General features: G+C 62.2%; 25 protein-coding genes. 14 read left to right on the top strand and 11 right to left on the bottom strand.

All coding sequences use genetic code 11. The features are described from left to right. Window positions 1–152 precede the first annotated feature (152 nt). Window positions 153–1,727, bottom strand: coding sequence for a bifunctional peptide-methionine (S)-S-oxide reductase MsrA/peptide-methionine (R)-S-oxide reductase MsrB (gene msrAB, locus Q0562_RS08850; protein WP_298643584.1), 1,575 nt, complete (start codon window positions 1,725–1,727; stop codon window positions 153–155). Window positions 1,728–1,874: 147 nt separating this feature from the next. Continuing rightward, on the bottom strand, window positions 1,875–2,318 hold the full coding sequence (locus Q0562_RS08845; RefSeq protein WP_298643582.1) for a four-helix bundle copper-binding protein: 444 nt from the start codon (window positions 2,316–2,318) through the stop codon (window positions 1,875–1,877). A 176-nt stretch (window positions 2,319–2,494) separates the two neighbouring features. On the opposite strand from Q0562_RS08845, the gene Q0562_RS08840 reads away from it, so the two are divergent. The 5 genes from Q0562_RS08840 (at window position 2,495) to Q0562_RS08820 (ending at window position 5,710) form a co-directional block, all read left to right on the top strand. Beyond that, a complete protein-coding gene (locus Q0562_RS08840; protein WP_298643581.1) occupies window positions 2,495–2,977 on the top strand; it encodes a TlpA disulfide reductase family protein in 483 nt (160 codons plus the stop codon). A gap of 96 nt (window positions 2,978–3,073) precedes the next feature. Next, window positions 3,074–4,243 carry a polyphosphate kinase 2 gene (gene ppk2, locus Q0562_RS08835; RefSeq protein ID WP_298643579.1) on the top strand — a complete coding sequence of 390 codons (1,170 nt, stop codon included), beginning with the start codon at window positions 3,074–3,076 and terminating at the stop codon, window positions 4,241–4,243. A 76-nt stretch (window positions 4,244–4,319) separates the two neighbouring features. Continuing rightward, window positions 4,320–4,679, top strand: a complete 360-nt coding sequence (locus Q0562_RS08830) for a DUF6463 family protein (protein WP_298643577.1) — start codon at window positions 4,320–4,322, stop codon at window positions 4,677–4,679. 39 nt (window positions 4,680–4,718) lie between these two features. Next, complete coding sequence (gene nfsA / locus Q0562_RS08825) at window positions 4,719–5,441, top strand: oxygen-insensitive NADPH nitroreductase (RefSeq protein WP_366144748.1); 723 nt, start codon at window positions 4,719–4,721, stop codon at window positions 5,439–5,441. Further along, window positions 5,438–5,710: an alkaline protease gene (locus Q0562_RS08820; protein ID WP_298643574.1), complete on the top strand. Its 273-nt coding sequence runs from the start codon at window positions 5,438–5,440 to the stop codon at window positions 5,708–5,710. Before nfsA ends, Q0562_RS08820 begins: the two co-directional genes overlap by 4 nt. Window positions 5,711–5,779: 69 nt before the next feature. Here the strand turns inward: Q0562_RS08820 and Q0562_RS08815 are convergent, their stop codons facing one another. Then, window positions 5,780–6,649, bottom strand: coding sequence for a DMT family transporter (locus tag Q0562_RS08815; RefSeq protein WP_298643572.1), 870 nt, complete (start codon window positions 6,647–6,649; stop codon window positions 5,780–5,782). Between the two features lie 58 nt (window positions 6,650–6,707). Continuing rightward, window positions 6,708–8,270, bottom strand: coding sequence for a peptide ABC transporter substrate-binding protein (locus Q0562_RS08810; protein ID WP_298643570.1), 1,563 nt, complete (start codon window positions 8,268–8,270; stop codon window positions 6,708–6,710). Window positions 8,271–8,687: 417 nt separating this feature from the next. Between Q0562_RS08810 and ccoS the strand changes: the two genes are divergently transcribed. Beyond that, window positions 8,688–8,861: a cbb3-type cytochrome oxidase assembly protein CcoS gene (gene ccoS, locus Q0562_RS08805; RefSeq protein WP_298643567.1), complete on the top strand. Its 174-nt coding sequence runs from the start codon at window positions 8,688–8,690 to the stop codon at window positions 8,859–8,861. Then, on the top strand, window positions 8,858–9,523 hold the full coding sequence (locus Q0562_RS08800) for a sulfite exporter TauE/SafE family protein (RefSeq protein WP_298643566.1): 666 nt from the start codon (window positions 8,858–8,860) through the stop codon (window positions 9,521–9,523). The genes ccoS and Q0562_RS08800 overlap by 4 nt, the downstream gene beginning before the upstream one ends. A 10-nt stretch (window positions 9,524–9,533) precedes the next feature. On the opposite strand, the gene Q0562_RS08795 is transcribed toward Q0562_RS08800, so the two are convergent. The 6 genes from Q0562_RS08795 to Q0562_RS08770 all read right to left on the bottom strand — a co-directional run bounded on the left by Q0562_RS08795 (window position 9,534) and on the right by Q0562_RS08770 (window position 15,895). After that, window positions 9,534–10,760: an exonuclease SbcCD subunit D C-terminal domain-containing protein gene (locus tag Q0562_RS08795; protein ID WP_298643565.1), complete on the bottom strand. Its 1,227-nt coding sequence runs from the start codon at window positions 10,758–10,760 to the stop codon at window positions 9,534–9,536. Window positions 10,761–10,904: 144 nt separating this feature from the next. Then, window positions 10,905–11,648, bottom strand: a complete 744-nt coding sequence (locus tag Q0562_RS08790; protein WP_298643563.1) for a class I SAM-dependent methyltransferase — start codon at window positions 11,646–11,648, stop codon at window positions 10,905–10,907. A gap of 186 nt (window positions 11,649–11,834) precedes the next feature. Beyond that, window positions 11,835–12,431 (bottom strand): RdgB/HAM1 family non-canonical purine NTP pyrophosphatase, encoded by a 597-nt coding sequence (gene rdgB / locus Q0562_RS08785; RefSeq protein WP_298643561.1) that lies wholly within the window; start codon window positions 12,429–12,431, stop codon window positions 11,835–11,837. Continuing rightward, entirely contained in the window at window positions 12,428–13,144 is a 717-nt protein-coding gene (rph, locus tag Q0562_RS08780) for a ribonuclease PH (protein WP_298643559.1), read from the bottom strand. Before rph ends, rdgB begins: the two co-directional genes overlap by 4 nt. A 507-nt stretch (window positions 13,145–13,651) precedes the next feature. Then, the gene (gene lpdA / locus Q0562_RS08775; RefSeq protein WP_298643557.1) at window positions 13,652–15,076 is read right to left on the bottom strand and encodes a dihydrolipoyl dehydrogenase; all 1,425 of its coding nucleotides are present in this window, start codon (window positions 15,074–15,076) and stop codon (window positions 13,652–13,654) included. 186 nt (window positions 15,077–15,262) lie between these two features. Next, window positions 15,263–15,895, bottom strand: coding sequence for a trimeric intracellular cation channel family protein (locus Q0562_RS08770; protein WP_298643555.1), 633 nt, complete (start codon window positions 15,893–15,895; stop codon window positions 15,263–15,265). A gap of 179 nt (window positions 15,896–16,074) precedes the next feature. Here Q0562_RS08770 and Q0562_RS08765 point away from each other — a divergent pair, with 179 nt between their 5' ends. Beyond that, window positions 16,075–17,034, top strand: coding sequence for a bile acid:sodium symporter family protein (locus tag Q0562_RS08765; RefSeq protein WP_298643553.1), 960 nt, complete (start codon window positions 16,075–16,077; stop codon window positions 17,032–17,034). Here the strand turns inward: Q0562_RS08765 and arfA are convergent. Then, window positions 17,011–17,322, bottom strand: coding sequence for an alternative ribosome rescue factor ArfA (gene arfA / locus Q0562_RS08760; RefSeq protein WP_298643551.1), 312 nt, complete (start codon window positions 17,320–17,322; stop codon window positions 17,011–17,013). The genes Q0562_RS08765 and arfA overlap by 24 nt on opposite strands. 332 nt (window positions 17,323–17,654) lie before the next feature. Here arfA and Q0562_RS08755 point away from each other — a divergent pair, with 332 nt between their 5' ends. The 6 genes from Q0562_RS08755 to Q0562_RS08730 are packed head-to-tail and all read left to right on the top strand — an operon-like array spanning window position 17,655 to window position 22,841. Next, on the top strand, window positions 17,655–17,984 hold the full coding sequence (locus Q0562_RS08755) for a hypothetical protein (RefSeq protein WP_298643549.1): 330 nt from the start codon (window positions 17,655–17,657) through the stop codon (window positions 17,982–17,984). Then, window positions 17,981–18,991 (top strand): ParA family protein, encoded by a 1,011-nt coding sequence (locus Q0562_RS08750; protein ID WP_298643547.1) that lies wholly within the window; start codon window positions 17,981–17,983, stop codon window positions 18,989–18,991. Before Q0562_RS08755 ends, Q0562_RS08750 begins: the two co-directional genes overlap by 4 nt. Further along, a complete protein-coding gene (locus Q0562_RS08745; protein WP_298643546.1) occupies window positions 18,981–20,621 on the top strand; it encodes a ParB family protein in 1,641 nt (546 codons plus the stop codon). Before Q0562_RS08750 ends, Q0562_RS08745 begins: the two co-directional genes overlap by 11 nt. A gap of 5 nt (window positions 20,622–20,626) precedes the next feature. After that, window positions 20,627–21,235, top strand: a complete 609-nt coding sequence (locus Q0562_RS08740; protein ID WP_298643544.1) for an STY4526/YPO1902 family pathogenicity island replication protein — start codon at window positions 20,627–20,629, stop codon at window positions 21,233–21,235. Then, a complete protein-coding gene (locus Q0562_RS08735; RefSeq protein WP_298643542.1) occupies window positions 21,232–22,212 on the top strand; it encodes a helix-turn-helix domain-containing protein in 981 nt (326 codons plus the stop codon). The genes Q0562_RS08740 and Q0562_RS08735 overlap by 4 nt, the downstream gene beginning before the upstream one ends. A 35-nt stretch (window positions 22,213–22,247) precedes the next feature. Beyond that, entirely contained in the window at window positions 22,248–22,841 is a 594-nt protein-coding gene (locus tag Q0562_RS08730; protein WP_298643540.1) for a hypothetical protein, read from the top strand. Window positions 22,842–22,947: the final 106 nt, after the last annotated feature.

Here is a 22,947-nt window from a genome sequence, read left to right as displayed (position 1 = left end):
CTACCTGTACTGTCTTCGGCTCGCCGCCTTGTCTCATTCCTGTTTGAAACGACTACAACCGTCGCTGCAAACCGGAATGTTACGGTGCCGGCGCGCCTGCCCGGGTTTTTCCGGTCCGGTTTCCGGGAGGCATGGTGCGCAGATGGCCGCCTTTATTTCCCTTCTTTGACGACCTCCACCAAATCGCCATAGCCCGCCGCCGCCATTTCGTCCAGCGGGATGAAGCGCAGGCTGGCGCCGTTGATGCAGTAGCGCAGGCCGCCTTTGTCTTGCGGGCCGTCGGGGAAAACGTGGCCGAGATGCGCGTCGGCGACGCGGCTTCTGACTTCGGTGCGGTGCATGTTGTAGCTGGTGTCGTCATGCTCGGTAACAACGGCACGGCTGATGGGTTTGCTGAAGCTCGGCCAGCCGCAGCCGGAGTCGTATTTGTCGGCGGAACTGAACAGCGGTTCGCCGCTGACCACATCCACATAGAGGCCGGGCGCAAACAGATGGTCGTAGGTGTGCGAGAAGGGGCGCTCGGTGGCACTGTTTTGCGTGATTTCGTAGGCCTGCGCATCCAGGGTTTGTCGCAGGGTGGCCAGGTCGGGCTTTTTGTATTTGCTCGCGTCAATCACGGGTTCGCCGTTTTTATCGCGTGTGGCGCGGGGTTTGTCGAGCGGGATATCGGCTTTGTGGATGTCAATGTGGCAGTAGCCGTTCGGGTTTTTCGCGAGGTAGTCCTGATGGTATTCCTCCGCTTTGTAATAGTTGGCAAGCGGCAGGTTTTCGACCACGAGGGGCTTCTGGTGCCGCTTCTGTTCTTCGGCAAGCGCTTTTTCGACGATGCTGCGTTCGGCGGCGTCGGTGGTGTAAACCCCGGTGCGGTATTGCGTACCCCGGTCGTTGCCCTGTTTGTTGAGCGAGGTGGGGTCGATGACGCGGAAGTAGTATTGCAGGATGTCGGCAAGGCTGATACGCGCCGGATCGTAGGTGATTTTCACGGTTTCGGCGTGGCCGCTGCCGCGAATGACGTCTTCGTAGCTGGGGTTGGCCGTCTTGCCGTTGGCGTAGCCGGATTCGGCGTCGATGATGCCGGGGATGCGCTCGAAATAGGCTTCAAGCCCCCAGAAGCAGCCGCCAGCGAGATAGAGGGTCTTGCTTTGCATGGGTTGGGCTCCTTGTGCTTTGGGCGTGTAGTGGGTGGTTTGTGCGCTGATGTCCGCTTGCGGATTCTCGATGAGGGCGAGGGCTTGCGCGCGCGTGATATGGCCTTTGATGACGCGGGCGATATTGCCGCGCGCATCAAGCAGCACCCAGCTCGGATAGACGGCGACGCCGCTGTCGCGGGCGATATCGCCGCCGTCGTTGATAAGCACGGGCGGATAGGGCGTTTTCAGGCCGCTGATCCAGCTGCGGAAGGCGGCGGGTTCCTGTTCGCCCAAATGGCCGGGCGAGGCGATGCTGATGAGATTGATGCCCTTAAAGGCACTGTCCTGACGCCACTCAGCAGTTTCTTCAAGGGTGGCGAGGCAGAGCGGGCACCAGCTTGCCCAGTATTTGATGAGGGTGGGTTTGCCGCGTTCCAGGTAGGTGGCGGCGGGTTTGCCGTCGGCGATCGGCAGGGCGGCAAGACGCGCGGGCAGGTTTTGCAGGGCTTCGGCACGCGTCGGCGCGGCGGGGGCAGCCAGGGTCGGGGCGGCGGCAAAGGCGGCAAGCGCCAGGGCGAGCAGGGTATGTGTTTTCATGGTCGTGGTTTTATGTGGGTTCGCCGTGGATTATAGGGAATTCGCCTGTTGGCAGTGTCTTGTTCTGTTGTGCGGGTGTCTTGTGGCCGTGAATGTCCGGCAAGAAAAAACCCGCCTTGCGGCGGGTTTCGTAACGGCTTGCGGCGCTCAGGCGGCGATTTTGTTGCAGGCTTCGACGCATTCGAGGCAGGCATCGAGGCAGGCTTTGCATTCGGCGTGGTGGTCGGCGTGCTCTTTGCAGGCTTCGGCGCACTGTTTGCAGGCTTCGGCGCACTGTTTGGCGACGGCGGCGAGCAGGGCGGCGTTTTGTGCAGCGAGGCTGTTGGTCGCATCGCACAGGGCCAGCATCTGGTTGACGGCTTTGGCGCAGGCTTCCAGGGTTTTGTCGCCTGCGCCAAGCTGGGTGATGCAGTGGGTGAGGCAGACACGGCCGGTGGCAAGGCAGGCGGCGGTGGCTTTGAGCAGGTCTTCGTTGACCTTGCCGGCGGCAGCGGTGCCGTGTTCGTGTTTGTGCTCTTCGGCAGCGGCGGTGGCGGCGGCGGAAAGGGCGAGGGTGGCGGCGGCTGCGCCGATGAATGTTCTGCGTTCCATGTTGTTCTCCGGAATTGCGTGGGTTGATGTTGGTTGTGCCCCGTGTGGGGTGGCGCAGTATAACGGTTTTCCCGTTTTTCCCCAATTTTATGCGCCGATGTGTATGTATCTGCGACGGTTGACGTTTCCGGCGTGTTTCCCTATGGTAAGTGGCATTTCTTGTTGAGGATTTTGCTATGAAATACGTCTGGTTGCTGTGTTGTACGCTCCTGCTTGCCGCCTGCGGACAGGAAGAGGTGGCGAAGGCGGAAACGGGACGCCCCGCGCCTCCGATTCTCGCGCTGGGGCCGCATGATGAGGTCGTGTCTTTGCCTGCAAGCGGCGAGCGCCCGCTGATTCTGAATTTCTGGTCGGCGACCTGCGGCATGTGCATCAAGGAATTGCGCGAGATTCAGGATTTGCAGGCGGCGCATCCGCAGGCGGTAGGCGTGCTCGCGGTCAATATCGACGGTGCCGACAGCAACACCCTGCAAGCGCTCGCCGCGCAGCGCGGGCTGACCGTGCCGCTTGCCGCCGACCAGATGGGGGTAACGGCGGAGCGCTACCGCGTCAGCGGCACGCCGACCAATTACCTGATCGGTCGCGACGGCCGGATTATTGAATATAAGGCGGGAATGCTCGATGCGGATGACCTGCAACGCTGGTTCGCCACCCGCTGAGGATTACCAATGCTGCACAATATCGCCCGCATTCTCCGGTGCCCGGTACCGGCAAAATCATCAACAGTAACGCCTTCCCCTCATTAAGGACACCCCATGACAACCACGAAAAAAGCCCCCGTGCGCCGCAAGAGAACCGCCGGGAACGACGGCGGCAAAGTCATCGACATCGAGCCCATCGACAAGGCCCCCGCGCCGCAAGTCGAAGCGCATGAAATCAGCACCAAGATGCAGCGTGCCGAAGACCATCATGCCGAAGCCTTGAGCGACATCATCCTGCGCGACATCGCCGACGGCAGAATCGGCGCGCCGGGCAGCTATCTCGACACCGTCCTCGCCAGCTTCTCGCCGGACGAACTTGCCAAGGTGCAAGAACTCTTCCGGAAACACGGCAGTGCGCAGCCGCCTGCAACCACCGTGCGCGCCGATGACGAACTGGTCGAAGGCTGGCGCGAAGGCGTGTACCCGTACAAAAACCGCATGAGCCGCAAAAACTACGAAAAGCAGAAATACCACCTGCAAGTCGAGCTGCTCAAACTGCAAAAATGGGTGAAAGACACCGGGCAGCGCGTCGTCATCCTCTTTGAAGGCCGCGATGCGGCGGGCAAAGGCGGCACCATCAAGCGCTTCATGGAGCACATGAACCCGCGTGGCGCCCGCGTCGTTGCCCTCGAAAAACCGACCTCGGAAGAACAGGGGCAATGGTACTTCCAGCGCTACATCAAGCACCTGCCGACCAAAGGGGAAATCGTCCTCTTCGACCGCTCCTGGTACAACCGCGCCGGCGTCGAGCGCGTCATGGGCTTTTGCAGCGACGGCGAATACGACGAATTCATGCGCGAAGTGCCGGATTTCGAGCGCAACCTGGTCCGAAGCGGCATCATCCTCATCAAATTCTGGTTCTCCGTCAGCCAGGACGAGCAGCGCCGCCGCTTCAAAGAGCGCGAAGCGCATCCGCTCAAACAATGGAAGCTGAGCCCGATGGACAAAGCCTCGGTGGACAAATGGGACGACTACACCGCTGCCAAAGAAGCGATGTTCTTCCACACCGACACGGCGGAAAGCCCGTGGATCGTGGTCAAATCCAACTGCAAAAAACGGGCGCGGCTGAACGCGATGCGCTATGTGCTGCACCGCGTGCCGTATAGCGAAAAAGACAACGCGCAAATCGGCGCCATCGACCCGCTCCTCGTCGTGCGCGCCGGCGCGCTGTACGAAACGGAAAACGGCCACGGCACACCGCGCTCGGCCCGCGATTTGGGCTGACCGCGATGAAGACGAAACCCCGCAGCGGCGGGGTTTTTAATCCTGCGCCCTCCTGTACCCGGCAAAAGAGGTCATCATGCTGAAATGGCTTTCCCTGGCGCTGGTCGCGACCGGTTTCCTGCACAATATTCTGGCGTTCGTGCTGATGCGCGATGCCCTGCGGCGGCTGTGGCGCGGCGGCCTGATTGCCGCCGTGCGCGCCGATGATGCCGCTGCCTTTGCCCTGCTGTGGTTCATGGTGGCCGGTTTCGCCCTGATGCTGATTGGTGCGGCGTTCTGGCAACTGGCGGATGCAGGGCGCCTCGGCTGGCCGCTGCTTCTGGGACTGTGGGCGCTGGCGGCGGGCATCTGTCTGCTTTTCCCGCAGCCAGGGCCGTTCCTGCTGCTCGCGCTCGCCTGCGCCTTCGTGCTTGCGAAGGCAGGCGGGGCAGGGTAGGGTGCCGTTCCCTTCTTTTTTCGTGAGGTTGTTATGTCCATGAAAAGTCTGCCCGCCCTGGAAACCGCGCTGGCGCACCGCTCCATCCGCAAATTCAGCGACAAGCCCGTGCCGCCGGCAGTATTGGCCGCGCTGCTTGATGCCGCCCAGATGGCATCCACCTCGAACCATCTGCAATGCATCTCCATCATCCGCATCACCGATGCCGCCATCCGCGCCGCTATCCGCCGCGTGGCGTCGGATATGGCCTATGTGACGGAATGCCCGGAATTCCTGCTCTTCTGTGTCGATTTCCACAAACACCACCTGCTCCTGCCGCAGGCGCAGACCGACTGGGCGGAAGCGCTGCTGATCGGCGCGGTGGATACCGGCATCATGGCGCAGAACGTGCTGCTGGTCGCGGAATCGCTCGGCCTCGGCGGCGTGTATATCGGCGCGCTGCGCAACGACCTCGCGGCGGTGGCGGCACTGGTTGGCCTGCCCGCGCACTGCCTGCCGCTGGTCGGGCTCTGCCTCGGCTATCCGGCGCAAGACCCGCCTGTGAAGCCGCGCCTGCCGCGTGCGGTGGTGCTGCATGAAAACCGCTACCACGAACCCGACCCGCAGGCGTTCGCCGCTTATGATGACGAACTGCGCGCCTACTACACGGCGCGCACGGGCGAGGCGCGCACCTGGCTGGATGCGGTGCGGAAGTCGCTGGACGCGCCGTTGCGCCCGCATGTGCTGGCGTTTTTGCAGGCGCAGGGGTTCGTCAAGCGATGAAAACGGGATGGATGGTGGCGGCGCTGCTGTTGCTCGCCGCCTGTCAGCGGGAACGCAAGCCGTTCGACGGACCGTGGGTGATGGCACCGCAAACGCCGCTGCAAAGCCCCGGTTGCGCGGCGCGCCGTTGCCCTGCCACGCATGATCCCGTCTGCGTAACCTTTGACGCGGGCGGGCGGCGGCAGGCGCTGACCTTCATGAATGCCTGTGAGGTGTGCATCGCCCCCGAACATATCGTCAGCATGCAGCCGGGCGCATGCGCACGTTAACCAATCCCGGGAAATAATCTGGGTGTGTCGGCGGGTCTGCCCCATATCATTTCTGTTTGAAGCGACTATTTAATGCCGCTCGCGGGTAACGCTGATCAGCCCGGCGGTGATGATGATGGCGATGCCCGCCATTTCTTGCCCGCCGAGGATTTCGTGAAAAAAATAGTGGCCGAAGACAACGGAGAAGACCACGGTCAGGTAGGACAATGCGGCGACAGTGAATTTCTGCCCGACGGCATAGGCGCGGGTCAGCGCCAGTTGCGCGACAAGGCCGGCCGCGCCAATGCCGAGCAGGTAGGGCAGGGCGGCAAGCGGCGGTGCGTGCCAGCCCTGGGCGGTGGCGATGGCGGCGCTCATCAGGGTGCTGACCAGCGAGAAATAGAAAACGATACGCCAGGCGGGTTCGCCGGTGGCGCTCATTTCGCGCAATTGCAGGTGGGCGAGGCCGGTCATCGCCGCACCGAAGAGGCCGCAGGAAAGTCCCCAGGCCTGTCCGGCGGAAAAGCCCGGTCGCAGCAGCACGGCGACACCAATCAGGCCGATGATCAGCACGGCGACGGTGCGGTGGGTGATGTGTTCGTGCAGCAGGATGAAGGACAGCAGGGCGAGGAAGATGGCCGAGCTGTAGCCGAGGGTAACGGCGGTGGCAAGCGGCAGCAGGGTGATGGTGTAGAAAAACAGGAGGGTGGAAACGCCGCCGGAGACGCTGCGGACGACATGCGCGTGCAGGTGCTGCGTGGCGAAACGCTGCCCGCGCAGCAGGGCGAAACCGCCCAGGGCCAGGGTCGCGGGCAGATTGCGCCAGGTGGCGAGTTCGTTCGAGGAGAAGGGGAAATGCTGCGCGCTGGCTTTGGTGATGACGCCCATCAACGCGAAGTTCAGGCTGGAAAAGACGGACCAGTAAATCCCGCGCCAGGCGGGGGTGAGGAAGCGGGTCATGATGCGTTTCTGCGGAGGAAGTGCGGATTGCGGCAAGGCGCCCCACAGGGCGCCGTGCTTATTTTTCGATGCGGATATATTTGCTCGGCCAGTGGTTCATCACGTTGGCCTCGTAGCCTTTCACGTAGGGCTTTATCAGGTGCTTGGAGACGAAGTAATACACCGGGATGAGGCCGTTCTGGTCGATGAGCCGTTTTTCCGCTTTGTGCAGCAGGGCGGCGCGTTTTTTGCTGTCGGTTTCCGCCGCCGCTTCCGCCAGCAGTTTGTCGTATTCGGGGTCGTTCAGGCCGATGGTGTTGCTGCCACCGCCGCTGACGAAGAGATCGAGGTAGGTGTTGGCGTCGTCGTAGTCACCCATCCACGAGCCCCGGAAAACCTGGGTGTTGTATTCGCGGCGGTCGTTGAGATACGCCTTCCATTCTTTGTTGGTCAGGGTGGTTTCGACGCCCAGCCCTTCTTTCCACAGGGCGGCGGTGGCGATGGCGATTTTTTTGTTGTTGTCGTTGCTGTTGTAGAGCAGTTCGACTTTGAGCGGGTTGTCCTTGCCATAGCCTGCCTCGGCATAGAGTTTTTTCGCGCGTTCGAGGCGTTTGCCGTAGTCCCAGGCGGCATAATCGGGTTGGTAGGGGGTGTAGTCACTGACGCCGGGGGTGACGAAGCCGTAGGCCGGGGTCTCGCCACTGCCCGCCAGCTTGACGATGCGGTCGCGGTCGAGCGCGAGGTTCAGCGCTTCGCGCAGTTTGGGCGCGTCCTTGAAGGGTGCTTTGGTCAGGTTGAAGCCGAAGTAGTAGGTGCCGAGGTAGTTGTGGATGCTCAGTTCGTCACCGAGGTTTTCACTCAGCCATTTGATCTGGTCGTTGGGCACGTCCGCCGTCCAGTCGAGTTCGCCGGCGCGGTAGCGTTGCAGTTCGGCGTTTTTGTCTTCGCTGACGTAGTAGATGACTTTGTCGAGTGCGACTTGGGCGGCGTCGTAGTAGTTTGGCGATTTTTCCAGGGTGATGCTGGCGGACGGCTTCCATTCGCGCATTTTGAAAGCGCCGTTGCCGACGATGTTCTCGGCGCGCGTCCAGTTTTTGCCGTGTTTTTCCACGACGTGGCGCGGCACGGGGTAGGTGGCGGCGTTGCTGAGGAGGCCGGTGAAGTACGGGGTCGGGTTGTTCAGCTCGACGCGCAGGGTGTGCTCATCCACGGCTGTCACGCCGAGGCTGTCCACCGCTGCGGTGCCTGCGGTGATTTCTTTGGCGTTTTTGACCGGGTAGAGGAAGAAGGCGTATTTGCTGCCGGTCGCGGGATCAACGGCGCGCCGCCAGGCATAGACAAAATCATCGGCGGTAACGGGGGTGCCGTCCGACCAGTTGGCGTCGCGCAGGTGGAAAGTCCAGGTTTTGCCGTCGCCGCTCACGTCCCAGCTGGTGGCGGCACCGGGGATGGGGCGCGCGCCCGCGTCTTCATCAACGAGGCCGACGAACATGTCGCGCAGGATGTGCATTTCCGGCATGCCCTGGGCAAGTTGCGGGTCGAGGGTGGCGGGTTCGGCGTCGTTGCTGCGGCGGAAAACGGTTTCCGCCTGGGCGGAGAAGGCGAGGGCGAGCAGGGCGGGGAGCAGGAGGCGTTTGTGCATTGAAGATTCCTCATGATGTCGGACGGAACGCATACTTTATACCAATCCCCCGTGGAGGCGGCAAAAAGCCGCCCGTGCCAAGACTTGCGGCGATAACACCCCGTAAATACGCCGTTTGACGATGCGTCACCAAGCAGGCGCAGCCTGCTTTTGGTCTCCGGATAAAAGCGGGCACCACAAGCGGGACGGTTACGCAATTTTTGTTTTTGAGACGTTGCAGGCAACGTCTCGACAAAGCCCGACATTCACGCCGCCTGACGGCATTTTTCGGGCGCCTGCCGGGATTGTAAAAAACGGGCCCGCGCTGAAACCCGCCCGGCGCGCCAACACCGTATCCGTCCTATTTGACACGACTATACGCCGCTTGGCGGGCAGCTTTGCCGCATAATGCGCCTTTCCCTTCCTCTCCCTTTTTCCATGCAGATTCTCTATCTCCTGATTCCGATTTCCGTCATCCTCATTGCGGCGGCGGTCTTTGCCTTCTCCTGGGCGGTCAGACACCGCCAGTTCGACGACCTCGAATCGCCCGGCATGATCCCGCTGCTCGACGACACCGATGAAGAACGTCAACGCGGGCGGCACGATTCATGAATGGCGCGGTACTGCTCGGCGCTCTCGCCACCGGTCTCGCCGGCAGCGCACATTGCGTGGCGATGTGCGGCAGCATCAGCGCCTCGCTGGGGCTCGGCAGCACGCGCAAGCGCTACCTGCTGGTCTATCACGGCGGACGCCTGCTGAGTTACGCCGCGCTGGGGCTGACCTTCGGCTGTCTGCTGCCGCTTCTCGGCATCCGCCCGCACAACCCCGCCTGGGGCGCGGCCTTGCGCATCATGGCGGCGCTGGTGATGCTGCTGGTGGGCGTGCAAATTGCCCTGGGCGTCAACTGGCTGCGCCGCCTGGAACGCTACGGCACGAAGCTATGGCAACCGCTGGCCGGCTTCGTGCAAACCCTGCTGCCGGTGCGCAGCGAGAGTGATGCGCTGCTGCTCGGTTTCCTCTGGGGGCTTTTGCCCTGCGGTCTGATTTACAGCGCCCTCGGCCTTGCCCTTGTCAGCGGCAACCCGCTTGCCGCCGCGCTGGTGATGCTGGCCTTCGGCCTGGGCACCCTGCCCGCGATGCTGCTGCTCGGCATCTTCTCCGGCACGCTGCTGCAAGCGCTCACCCGCGACGGCGGCCGCCTGCTGCTCGGCGCGCTGGTCATTGCCGCCGCCTTGTGGACGGTGTGGCCGTTTGCGGCGCGCCTCGCCGCCTGATGGCGGCCGGTTATTCGGCGTTGTTGTCGGCTTCCCGGATGTCGGCGAGGAGTTGCTGGTAGGCGGCGTGCAGGTCGGGGCGCTGTTCTTCCGGGATGGCGTGGGCATCGAGGCAGCGGGCGAAAACGTCGTCGGGGTCGAGGTCGTCGAGGCGTTCGGCGGCGGCGTCTGCGGCGAGGACGCGCGCGGTGATGCGGTTGTTTTTGAGGCGCAGGATGTCGAGCAGGGTGCCTTCGGTTTGTGCGTGCAGGCGGTCGCGCAGGTCGGGGATGTGTTCGGTGCCGTCGTATTCGATTTCCAGCCAGACGGATTCAGGGCTGGCGGCAAGCGCGTGCAGGCGGTTTTCGATGGTTGTCCGGTCGCCGTGGATGCGGGCGAGTTTTTGCCGACAGGGGATGGCGAGGGTGTCGATGTGCGGCCGGCGACCGGTGAAGGTCACGCAGGTGAGGCTCTTTTCTTGTCCCGCTTCGCCGAAGCCGAAGGCTAGTGGTGCGCCGCTGTATCGCCGTGCCGGGTCGCCGCCGACGGTTTGCGGGCGGTGCAGGTGACCGAGGGCGAGGTAGTCGATGGCGGCGGGAAAGGCATCGGCGGGGACGTAGGCGAGGCTGCCGATGTAGAGGTCGCGCGTGCCGTCACCATCGGTGGTGCTGCCGCCAGCGGCAAAGAGGTGGCCGGTCGCGATGAGCGGGATGTCCGCGCCGTGGGTGGCGCGCAGGGTTTCGGCGTGGGCTATGGTCGCCGCGTAGTGGGCGCGGATACCTTCGAGCAGTTTGCGCGCTTTGTCGTCGCTGCTTTCGCCAGCGTCAACGCTGCGGATGTCGCGTTCGCGCAGGTAGGGCACGGCGCAGCAGATGGCTTCGACGCTGCCGTCAGGGGCACGCAGCAGCAGGGTTTCGTCTGCCGGGCTGCCTGCGCTGCCGATGATGTGGATGTTGAGGGCGCGCAGGAGTTCGCGCGGGGCGTCAAGGAAGGTGGGGGAGTCGTGGTTGCCGGCGGTGATGATGATGTGGCGGCAGGTTGTGGCGGCGGCGCGGCAGAGGAAGTCGTAGTAGAGCGCCTGGGCGCGGTTCGGCGGGTTGCCGCTGTCGAAGATGTCGCCAGCGATGATAAGGGCGTCGGCGTGTTCTGCGCTGAGGGTGGCGAGCAGCCAGTCGAGGAAGGCGCTCTGTTCGTCGTAGCGTTTGCGGCCGTAGAGGGCGCGGCCAAGGTGCCAGTCGGCGGTGTGGATGAGTTTCAAGGGGGATGGGGAGATGGGTGGGAATGGCTATTTTATAGGCATCCCCAATGGGCTGATACGACGTTGGCCCAGTCCTGTTTACGACTGTGCAGCGTGCGCGCTTTGGTGCAGGCGGCGAGGAGGGCGGCGGCGGTGTGGTGGTTTTTAGCAGGGTTTGCGGAAAGTGATGCAGTAGAAGCGGTTATCCCACAGCAGCTGGGTGCGCCGCTCGACCACATCAGCCGGGATGCTGTTTTCAATCTCGCCCAGATCAAAGTGGGTATCGGCAAAGTAGCGGCGGGTAAAGCCGCTTTTTTTATATTGCTGGTCGATGAAGTCGCTGGTTTCGTCAGCAATCATGATTTTGCTGCCGGGCTTGGCGACGCGCAGCATTTCCCGGATGGCGCGCGCTTTGTCGTTGAAAAAGTTGATGCCGCCAACGTGAAAGACGATATCGAAACCGTTATCCCGGAAGGGGAGGGTTTCGGCATTGGCGTGCACCAAATCCAGTCCCGGTGCTTTTTTCTGCCAGACCCGCTGACAACGGCGCAGCATGCCGAGCGACAGGTCAAGGCCGGTAATGTCCAGGGTGGCAATGTCGATATCCGCAGGCAGGTAATTCAGGTCGATACCGGTGCCGATGGAAACGTAAAGGGCAGTGGCGTCCTGCCGCCATTCCAGTTCGCGCATCAGGGCTCGGCGCGTGGTGATGACGCTGTTGCCGTATTTAATCCGCCCTATCCATTGTTCGCCGAAGTCGTACCAGCGGCCCATCCAGTCGTACATTTTCATGTATTTGGCATTTTCGCCGCTGATTTCAGCGGGATGCAGGCAACGCAGGATTCCGTTTTGCAGCGACAAATCCTGATAGGCGGGTTGCAGTTTGGCGCGTAATTTAGGGGATGGCATGGAGTTGTCTCTTTTTTTGTTTGGGGAAATGTGGCGTGTTGCTTACAAGGCATTGTATTCCCGTCATTTCACCAAGCGGATAAACACTGGCCTGGTCAAGCGGCGTAAATACTAGGTCCATCAAGCGGCGTAAAAATACCGGATTTTCAGGAAAGGCCGGGGCGGCTTGAAAGCCGCCCTGTGTCGTTATCTTTCTTCAGCGATTTGGCCATAAGCAGCGGCAAAGGCGGCGAGTGCTTTGGCGCGGTGGCTGATGCGGTTTTTTTCGGCCACGCCCAGTTCGGCGGCGGTCTGCGTGTAGCCGTCCGGGATGAAGAGCGGGTCGTAGCCGAAGCCGCCGTCGCCGCGCGGGGTTTCGGCAATGGTACCGTGCCACAGCCCCTGGGCGATGAGCGGCAGCGGGTCGTCGGCGTGGCGCAGGTACACGATGAGGCAGGCGTAGTAGGCGCGGCGGTCGGCGCTGCCCGCGAGGGCAGCGAGCAGTTTGTGGTTGTTGCCGGCATCGCCTGCGCCGCTGTAGCGCGCCGAGTAGATGCCGGGCGCGCCGCCCAGCGCCGGCACACACAGGCCGGAGTCGTCGGCAATGGCAGGCAGAGCGCTTGCGGCGGCGGCATGGCGCGCCTTGATGAGGGCGTTCTCGATGAAGGTCGCGCCGGTTTCCGCGACCTCGCCGATGCCGAAGTCGCTTTGCGGCTGAATGTGGAGGCCACTGGCGGCGAGGATGGCACCGAGTTCGCGGATTTTTTTGCCGTTGTTGCTGGCGAGCACGAGGCGCTTGGTCATAGTCCCAGCGCCTGTTTCTGGATGGTCATGATGTCGCGGATGCCTTGCTGGGCGAGCTGCATCATCGCCTGCATTTCTTCGGGGCGGAAAGCGTGGCCTTCGGCGGTGCCCTGCACTTCGATGAAGCCGCCGCCGTCGTTCATGACGATGTTCATGTCCGTCTCGGCTTCGCTGTCCTCACTGTATTCGAGGTCGAGCAGCGGCGTGCCGCGATAGATACCGACCGAAACGGCGGCAATCTGGCCGTGCAACGGGTTTTGTTTGAGTTTACCGCGCTGGATGAGGGTGCGGATGGCGTCGGCGAGTGCCACGAAGCCGCCGCTGATGGCGGCGGTGCGGGTGCCGCCGTCGGCTTGCAATACGTCGCAGTCAATGGTGATGGTGCGTTCGCCGAGGGCGGTGAGGTCAACGGCGGCGCGCAGCGAGCGGCCGATGAGGCGCTGGATTTCCACGGTGCGCCCCTGCTGTTTGCCGCGCGCGGCTTCGCGTACGGTGCGTTCGTGGGTGGCGCGCGGCAGCATGCCGTATTCGGCGGTGACCCAGCCCTGATTTTTGCCGCGCAGGAAGGGTGGGAGTTTTTCATCTACGCTGGCGGTGCAAAGGACATGGGTGTCGCCACAGCGGATGAGCGCCGAGCCTTCGGCGTGTTTGTTGACGCCACGCTCGATGGTGATGGGGCGGAGCTGGTCGGGGCGGCGGTTGTTCGCGCGCATGATGATTCCTTGGTTAGTGTGGGTGGGCGGGCATTATGCGGCGCGGTCGCCGGTGTGAGAAGCCCCCGGCGGGGGCCTATGGCCGTTTTAACCGGGACGGATACGCTTACCCCGCTAAGCGGCGCGGTTGTGCGATTTGTGGAAGAGGGCGGGGCGGTCGACAAGCGGCGTAAATGCTGGGGCTGCCAAGCGGCGTGTTGTTACTGGGGCCGCCGAGCGGCGTAGTAGCCGGGTCTCGTCGCTTCGCGATTTGCTTGCTGCCCCCATCCCAGCCTCTCCCCACTGGGGGAAAGACTTTGTTTGTGCCACCAGACGGCGTAAGCGCCGGGTTTCGTAATCAAAAAACGCGCAGCCTCCCGCTTGGCGGTTTCGCTTGTCCGGAACGCAAAAAGCAGGCTGCGCCTGTTCGGTGGGCTGAAGCCTCACCCTGTGCGCATCAAGCGGCGTAAACACCGGCCTTGTGCCCACCAAACCCCGACACGCTGGGCTTGGTGGGCTGACGCAGGTTCAGCCCCGTTTTTTCGGGTTGGCTTTGTGGATGGCGCGGCCGTCCACGGCGAGTGCCGCTTCGTGGATGGCTTCGGCAAGCGTCGGGTGGGCGTGCATGGTGCGGGCGATGTCTTCGCTGGCGGCGTGGTATTCCATCGCCACGGCGAGTTCGTGGATGAGTTCGGAGGCGTTCGGGCCGATGATGTGCGCGCCGAGGATTTCGTCCGTGTCACTGTCGCAGAGGATTTTCACGAAGCCTTCGGCGGCGCCGAGCGCTTTGGCGCGACCATTCGCGGCGAAGGGGAAGTCGCCTTTTTGGTAGGCAATGCCCGCCGCTTTGAGTTGTTCTTCGTTTTGCCCCAGCCATGCCATTTCCGGATGGGTGTAGATGATGGCGGGGACGAGGTCGTATCTGATGTGCCCCGCCTGGCCGTTGATGATTTCCGCGACCATCACGCCTTCTTCGCTGGCTTTGTGCGCGAGCATGGCGCCGCGCACGCAGTCGCCGATGGCATACACGCCCGCCTCGGCGGTGGCGCAATGTTCATCCACTTCAATGAAGCCGCGCGCATCGAGGGTGACTTTGCAGCCGTCGCCGATGACGCCGGCGGTGTTGGGTTTGCGGCCGACGGCGACGAGGAGTTTGTCCACGGTGAGTTGTTGTTCGCCGTTTTTGTCCTGATAGGTAACGGTGACTTGGTCGCCGTGTACTTCCGCTTTGCTGACTTTGGCGCCGAGGCGGATGTCGAGGCCCTGTTTTTTAAGGTGTTTTTGCGCCTCACGCGCGAGCTGGCGGTCGGCCATCGGCAGGAGGTCGTCCACGGCTTCGAGGATGGTGACTTCCGCACCGGCAGCGCGCCAGACGCTGCCGAGTTCGAGGCCGATGACGCCTGCGCCGATGATGCCGAGGTGTTCGGGCACGGCAGTGAGCGAGAGGGCTTCGTTGGAGCTGATGATGTGGCTGCCGTCCATTTTGGCGACGGGGATGTCCACGGGGATGGAGCCGACGGCGAGGATGACGGCTTTTGTCGCTTTGCTCTCGCTGACGCTGCCGTCGGCGGCGGTGATTTCGACGGTTTTTCCGGCGAGCAGTTTGCCGCGCCCCTGTATCCAGTCAATGCCGTTGGCTTTGAAGAGTTGGGCGATGCCGCCGGTGAGTTGTTTGACGATGTCGTCTTTGCGGGCAATCATCGCGGCGGCGTCGAGGGTGGCGGTGCCGGTGCCGATACCGTGCGCGGCGCTGTCGTACTGGATTTTTTCGTAGAGGTGGGTGGTTTCGAGCAGGGCTTTGGAGGGGATGCAGCCGACGTTGAGGCAGGTGCCGCCGAGGGTGGGTGCGGCTTCGACGCAGGCGGTTTTGTAACCGAGCTGGGCGGCGCGGATGGCGGCAACGTAGCCGCCGGGGCCGCCGCCGATGACGATGATGTCGTAGGTTGGGTTCATGTTTGCTTCCTCTTGGTTATGGATGACGGGTGTGTGACTGGATGTTTATTTTATGTGATTATCCGCTTGGTTGTGGTGAAAATTTGAGCTTCCCGTTGCTTCGGAGCAATGGTAACCGGGGCCGGAAGCGGGCGGAGCCGCCGCGCAAGCAGAAAAAAGCAGGGCGAACCCTGCTTTTTCCTGCCGCTAACGCCGCCTGCGGATGGCGATGTCGGGCAGATTCCAGTTGTAAATAATCGCCAGGACGCGGATGGCCAGCACCAGCAGCAGGGTCAGCGTGTCGCGCAGCCACAGCTCCACGCCGAAACGCAGCAAAATGAAGTAGAAGATGCCGCCGATGAGCGCGGCGGTGAGATAAATTTCTTTTTGCAAGAGGAGCGGCACCTGACGGCAGATGATGTCGCGCAGTATCCCGCCCATCACCGCCGTGATTACCCCCATCAGCACCGCGACCGGCGGCGAAACGACGCGCATTTGCGCGATTTCGATGCCGATGACGGTGAATGTCGCCATGCCGAGGGCGTCGAACCAGCGGAACGGCTTGTCGAGGCGTTCGAACTGGTAGTAGAAAATTTGCGTGATGATGGAGGTGGCGGTAATCAGATAGGCGTAGTTGAGATCCACCAGCCAGAACAGCGGGCGGCGGTCGAGGAGCAAATCGCGCGTCGTGCCGCCGCCGATGGCGGTGGCAAAGGCGACCATCACCGCGCCGAAGATGTCGAGCTGCTGGCGTTTCGCCAGCACGGTGCCGGCGACGGCGGCGGTGAAGACGCCGAAATAGTCAAGAATGCGGACGATGATTTCAGGTGCAATAGTCATGTTGGGGTGGAAGCGGAAAAAAACGCGCGCTAGGATACACTCTTTCCATTTTTTCATTGCTTTTCCTTGTCGGCAAAACCCGCGCCGCAGACGGCGGCACGGGGTCGCCGGAAAGGCATTGTCCGGCTCGGGGCGGCGCTGGTGCAGCCCTGGGCGTTGCAACATCATCAGGGAGCTTTATGCACAAAATCCGCAAGTTATCCACGTTTATCGGGCAGACCTTCGCCCTGTGGGCGATTGTCTTCGCCGTCATCGGCTACGCACTGCCGCAGCCCTTCGTGCCGCTGAAAAGCGCCATCCCCTACGCGCTCGGCGTCATCATGTTCGGCATGGGACTGACCCTGCGCGCGCGGGACTTCGGGGAAATCGCCCGCCGTCCGCTGCAAGTGCTGCTCGGCATCGTCGCACAGTTTTCCATCATGCCGCTGCTTGCCTACCTGCTGGTGCGCGTCTTCTTGCTTGACCCAATGGTCGCCCTCGGCGTCATCCTCGTCGGCTGCTGTCCGGGCGGCACATCCAGCAACGTCATGACCTACCTCGCGCGCGGCGATGTCGCCCTGAGTGTCACCATCACCGCCTGCTCGACCTTGCTCTCACCGCTCCTCACGCCGCTCCTGCTGCAATTCTATGCGGATAAAAGCGTGGACATCGAAGCGGGCAAAATGATGCTTGATATTCTGAAAACCGTGCTGCTGCCCATCATCGCGGGCGTGGTGATAAACCGCCTCTTCGACCGCCACCTGCAACTCCTGCGCGACGCCCTGCCGCTCATTTCCGTGGCCGGCATCGTCTTCATCATCGCCATCGTCGTCGCCCTCAACCACGCAACCATCGCCACCGGCGGCCTCATCATCTTCGGCGTCGTCATCCTGCACAACCTGCTCGGCTACGCCCTCGGCTTCATCGCCGCCCTGCTGTCCGGCATGAACAGCGCGCAGCGCCGCGCGGTGATGATCGAAGTCGGCATGCAGAACAGCGGCCTCGGCGCTGTCCTCGGTACCCGCTATTTCAGCCCCGAAGCGGCATTGCCGAGTGCCATTTTCAGCGTCTGGCACAACATCAGCGGCGCGCTGGTCGCCAACATCTGCGCCTGGTGGGACAAGCGCAATGGTCTTTTATCCCCGCCAAAGGCAGGGTAACGGGCCTTCGTACACGACAAAAACCTTTCCCCCCCAACGGGTCCGCCTGACGGGCTGGTATTGACGCTGCTTGGCGCGAACCCGGCAACTACGTCGCTTGACGGCTTTTGCCGCGCATGAAAGTAACAGACATAAAAAAACACCACCTGCATCCCGGTGGTGTTTTTTATGTTTCTCGTGGCGGCTGAAAGCGCCTTTTCCTTTTTTGACCTTGACGATGTGCTGGCGGTATTTCCCGCTGTGCAGCAGGTCGAGATGCAGAGTGCGTCTGTTCATCATGTGCTCCATATGTGTGTGGTAAGAGTACCCGCAGGGGGCGCGCATTATAGCGATGACGCGGGAGATTCATGTGGAGATTTGCGCAAGATTGCCAAACGGAATAAACACCCGGCTCTTGAGTCGCCGCTGCACACAGGGGCGGCCAATGTGGCGCGTTCCCCAGATTTAGCGAGATAAATAGCGAACATAATATTCATTCTAGGAAGTTGATGGCGTGGCGGCTGAACCCGCCCCCTGACAGCCCTAGACCATTCGCACCCGCTAAGCAGCGGCATTTTTCATCATGTGCCGGGTATTGCCGGTTATAGAACCATGCAGTCCATCTCAACGGAGTACAATCCATGCCCGGCAACCAACAACCCGCGCAGTTCCATCTGCTCAACCTGACCGCCGCCCCTGTCTTGGTGCGCGTCTATCTCCATCCCGGCATCTGCGCCTATTTTCGCGAAGCCGGCCCCGCCAAGAAATTTTCCTCGCGCATCCGCAAGGTGCTTGAAACCGATTTCTTCGCCCATGCCAGCCTTGACGACATTCGTCAGTATCTCGGCCCTTACGAGCAATTGCCCGAGGGCATCCTGGCTTCCAGTCGTGACGCTGCCGTCCCGGCATCGCCCGATGAATCCGCAGCCTTCCAAGACTCGCTCTTTGCTACCACCGGAGGCCGCTCATGAACCTCAATCGCGCACAAAAGCTGTCTCTGGTATCCAGCAAGGGGGGCGTTGGCAAATCCACCTGGGCAATTAACGGCGCTTGCGCCCTCGCCGATATGGGCCTCAACGTCCTCTGCATCGATCTCGACCCGCAGGGCTCGTTGAGCAAGTTCTTTTGCACTCCACAAGAACTGCGGCAGGGTCCGGGACTGGTGGAATTTGTCACCCAATCAGACGCTTACGCCATCCGCAGCACGCTTTTCCCCCGCATCAGCCTGATTGCCAACAATGATGACGGCGAGACCCTCAACCAGTGGATGCGCGAGGAGTTTTCCGCCTCCTTTGCCCTGAAAACCATGCTGGCCAGGGTGGAGGGCGACTTTGACATCATCGTCATCGATACCCAGGGCAAGGACGGTCGGGGCCAGTTGCAGGAAATGGCACTGGTGGCCTCCGACATCGTCATTGTCCCAACCACGCCCGACCTTATCAGCACCCAGGAGCTGCCCCGTTCCATCAATATCTACTCCAATGTGGTTCGCGGTCTGGCGGCGATGGGTTTTACTGATCAGCCACCGCCGCTGCGCATCCTCATCAACCGCGAAGATCACACCATCGAGACCCGCTCGGCGATTGCCGCCATCCGCAAGAATTTTGGTGCTATTGCCCGTCATATCGCCGTGCTGCGCACGGCCATCCCGCAACGGGTGGTGTGGAAACAGTGCATCAGCCAGCGCCAGCCGGCGCACCGTCTGGAAACGGCGCGGCATGACCCGCGCAGCGCCGTGTCGGTGATGGAGGCGGTCATCCACGAGCTGCTGCCGCACTATGCCGATTTGCGTCTCGATGGCGGCAAAGCCGCATTGTCAGCGGCGAACGGCAGCGGCAAGGATGATGGGGAAAGAATATCGTCACCCGGGACGGGGACGAATCAAGCCACCGATGCCCCGCATTGCCCTGCGCCGAAAGCAACAGCGAACCCCACGGAAACTGGCACTACTGCACAGGGAGGCTGCCATGACCAATAACGCCTACGACGCCGCCCTCGGCGGTATTGATCTCAACCTCGACACCCCGCCCGATGACAAGACCCTGGTCGGGCGCAATGCGGTTATTTCCATCAACCTCGACGACATCCACGAGTTTGCCCTCAACCCGCGCCGTGCTGACAATCCGCTCTTTGCCGAAATCAAGGCATCCATCGCCACCATCGGCCTGCAACAGCCGCTGAAAGTGACGCGCCGCCCCGGCGAGGCCGGTTATACCCTCTACGATGGCGGTAACACCCGCCTGCGCGCCCTGAAACAGCTGTGGCAGGAAACGCATGACGAGAAATTCTTCTACCAGCGCTGCCACTTCGTCCCCTATGTCTCCGATGCCGACATCCTCCTCCATCACATGGTCGAGAACGAGGTGCGCGGCGAGATGACCCTGCTCGACAAGTCGCTGGCGGTCTGGCGCCTGAAAAGCCTCTATGAACAGGCGCAGGATAAAAGCCTGTCGGTGCGGGAACTGGTTGATCTACTGGGTCAACAAGGATGGACGATCAAACGCAGCATGGCATCTGTCTTTGTCTTCACCGCGCAACACCTCGCTGACCGTCTGCCGCAGGCACTGGCCGCCGGCATGGGAAAACCGCGTATCGAAGAAATCCGCAAGACTTTCCATGCCATCCGCAAATACGTTGATGAACGCTTCGCCGCGCCGCAGACCCTGAGCGGCGAAGCGGCGCAACGCGGCTATCTCGATCACCTGGCCGCCACTGATGATGCCGACTTTGCCGCCGACTGCCTCGATGCGGCGCTGTCCGATTGCTGCGCCGACATCGGCAGGGCCTTCGCCATGGACAGGCAGCTGGTGTATTTCGAGCTGCAACAGCTTTGCGAGACCGGCACCCTCTACCGCAGCGAGCTGCTGGCCGATGTCGCGCAGTTTGAGCGCGAGCAAGCCGCCCAAGCAACCATGCAGCGCCCCCCTGCTGCTGCCGCAGGTGAAGCCGGGGCAAATCCGCCCCCTGACACAGCAAGCGGTACGCCCTCCGCTGATACCGCCGACGGTCATCACCCTGCTGGCGCAGACCATGATCACCCCACTGACACAGGGAGCATGACAGATACTGAGGCAGACGGGACGGGATTAACAGCATCCGGGCCCAACCCCCCTGCCCTGTCGCCGTTGGCAAAAGCCGACGACATACTGCACGAACAAATCCGCCATCTGCGCCTGCGTTATCCGCTGGTGCAGCGCCATCTCGACGAACAGCGCGACCCGCCTTTCTGCATTCCCGCCGAACACGCCCTGAGCGCCATCCGCGAAGAACTGGCCCAGGCCGGGACGCGTCTTGACCCGCTCGATGCCGCCTTCAACGACGAGGAAGCAGTGCTGTACATGGAACTGACCGACCTGTTTGCCGGCTGGTATCACCTGCAATGGGATTACCGCCGCGCCCGGGGCGAGGAGGATACCCTGCCCTACTGGGCGGACTGCCTGCAACAGGTGCGCGACATTCAGGCACAGCTGCAACCGCTGCGCCCCTACCTGTCCGCCCTGCATTACGGCTTCAGCATCCATGCCAAGGGACAGGAAGCGCAGCGCCAGTTTGCCCGACTCGCCGCCGCCATCCACGATTACCTGCGGGTCGCCGACCGTGAGGAGTAGCCGTCATGCAGGACTTCGATTACCAGATACAGGCCTTCATCCTGCAACAATACAGCGCGGCAGCGGCCAACCCTCGCCATCACCGCTACTTGCAGCGCAAAGGCTTCTCGGCCGGCATGATTGTCCAGCTGCGTCGTCTCAGCCTTGATGCCCGGCAAATCCTCGTCCGCAGCAGCCCCTTTGAGGTCCGGCTCTCGGACGTGCTGAAAACCCGGCTCGGCCACCTCGCCGCACGCGATGAAATGGAGGCGCTGGTGATGACCGCACTGCGCCTCGGTGCCTCACGGCGGATGCTGCACGAACTGCTCGGCCTCGGCGAAGCCGAATACAACCGCCTCAAAACCATGGCCGGGGTGCCGAAAGCAGAGCGTAACCGGCCGCAATCCCTCTCGCTGGACATGCAGGACATGCTGGCGACCATCCACAACAACCTGCTCAACTGCTACCGCCGTCAGGGCAGCGAGCCGCATCCGCTGCAACTGCTGATCCGCATGGCGGAGACGACCAACCTCGAACTGAACCGCGTCTATGACGGCTACTACTGCAAGAACTACGCCGGCTTCAGCGGAGACGAAGACGAAAGCGGCGATGATGCCGAAGGAGGTGCACAATGAACAGGCAATACCCCACCCTCTTCATCAGCCGGCAACAGGCGGCGGAGACACAGCCGCCCTCGCCTTTCATCCGCATCCTGCGGCCGCGCCTCTCGGTCGATGTGGACATCCTGCGCACCCTGGACGGCAACGAGATCCGTCTGTGGATGCTCTTCCGCGACATGCAGCAGGGGCGCAGCCATATTACGCCCGACCAGCGCCAGATTGCGGAGATGCTCGGCACCGCCCAGTCGAGCATCAGCCGCCGGCTGAAAGTGTTGCGGGCGTTGCGGGTCATCGCCCTGCTGCCGCAGGTGGTGAAAAAACGGCGTGAACGGCAGCGCTACACCGTCTTCCCCACGCCGGCCCCGGTCGATACCGTACTGGCACTGGACAGCAACTATCTGGTCTTCCTGCAAGAAGAGGGGCGGCATGGCGGCAAGCGGCTGCGGCAGTTGTGCAAAGACGAGCTGTTTGCCCTGCCCCGGGACCGTTACGACATCTATCTCGACCTGACGGCGGAAGGTAGCGCGGCACCGGGGCAGGACGGCAAGAAAAATGACATCAACCTGCTGCCGCTGTGCAGCGGAGAGACACCGTTATCCACGGATGCATCAGCGTTATCCAAAGTTGCATCACGGGACGGAGACGCCGAAATCCCGTTATCCACGGGTGCATCGGCGTTATCCAAATCTGCATCACGGGACGGGGACACCGAAATCCCGTTATCCACGGATGCATCGGCGTTATCCAAATCTGCATCACGGGGCGGGGACGCCCAAATCCCGTTATCCACGGATGCATCAGCGTTACCCACGACGGGAAATGGTGGGGATATATATAACCGCGCGCGTACCCGCGCGGGCGCGTGCGCACCCACGCGCGTGGTTGAATTAAACCCTACGGGTTTAATAAATCTTCCCTCCGGGGAAGGGGGTGTGGGGGGAAGGGGAAAACCCCCTTCGCCTACCTCGCCACGGACTGCTTCGCCGAACTGATTGCGCCGCTGGAAGCCAAATACGGCAAACCCACCGTGCATGCCGTGCTCAATCTGCTCAAACGCGGCAGCTATACGCACAACGGCCAGAACTTCCACTACCGGACCGACGAAGACACCGCCGCCATCGTGTTGATGGGCTTGCTCGACAACCGCGTGAACGTACCGCACAGGTACACGGAAGCCCTGCTCTACCGCGCCCATTGCGGCACGCTGACATTCCTCGGTGACCAGCATGCGCGCTTGCAGGCCATCCGCCAGCGCCTGCTTGACGCGGAAAAAACGCGGGAACAAGCGGCGCTACGCGACAAATTGACCGCTATCCGTCTGACTGACGGCATGGTACTGCTGGACGGGCAGGGACAAGCCTACGTCCTCGTCAAAGGCGAGCTGGACGGCAAAACCCATGGCGGCAACGCTGACGGCGATTTACCCTGGCATGGACACAGTGCGTATGACGCCGGAGTTGCCATTGTCCGGGAACAACTGCGCATCGCCGATGACGACACCACGCAACGGATTGCGGCCGCACATCAGGCCGGGGCTGCCGCAGAAGCAGCGGCCGGGGACGCCTTTTGGCAGAAACTCACTGACGGGTTCAGATACCGCCCGCAACGGGAGAGTCTCTGATGTGCAGCCGCACTGCCGGTATTTACTGCCGCAGGTTTCCTGCCGGCGGTGAAAGCGCTGCCGCTGTGTCCACTGGACACAAAATTCCTACCGGTGGCGAAGAGGC

It is taken from the genome of uncultured Cardiobacterium sp. (assembly GCF_938028825.1).
GTDB lineage: Bacteria > Pseudomonadota > Gammaproteobacteria > Cardiobacteriales > Cardiobacteriaceae > Cardiobacterium.
The sequence above is the reverse complement of the archived record's forward strand: the minus strand, read 5'-3'. Positions and strand labels throughout refer to the sequence as shown.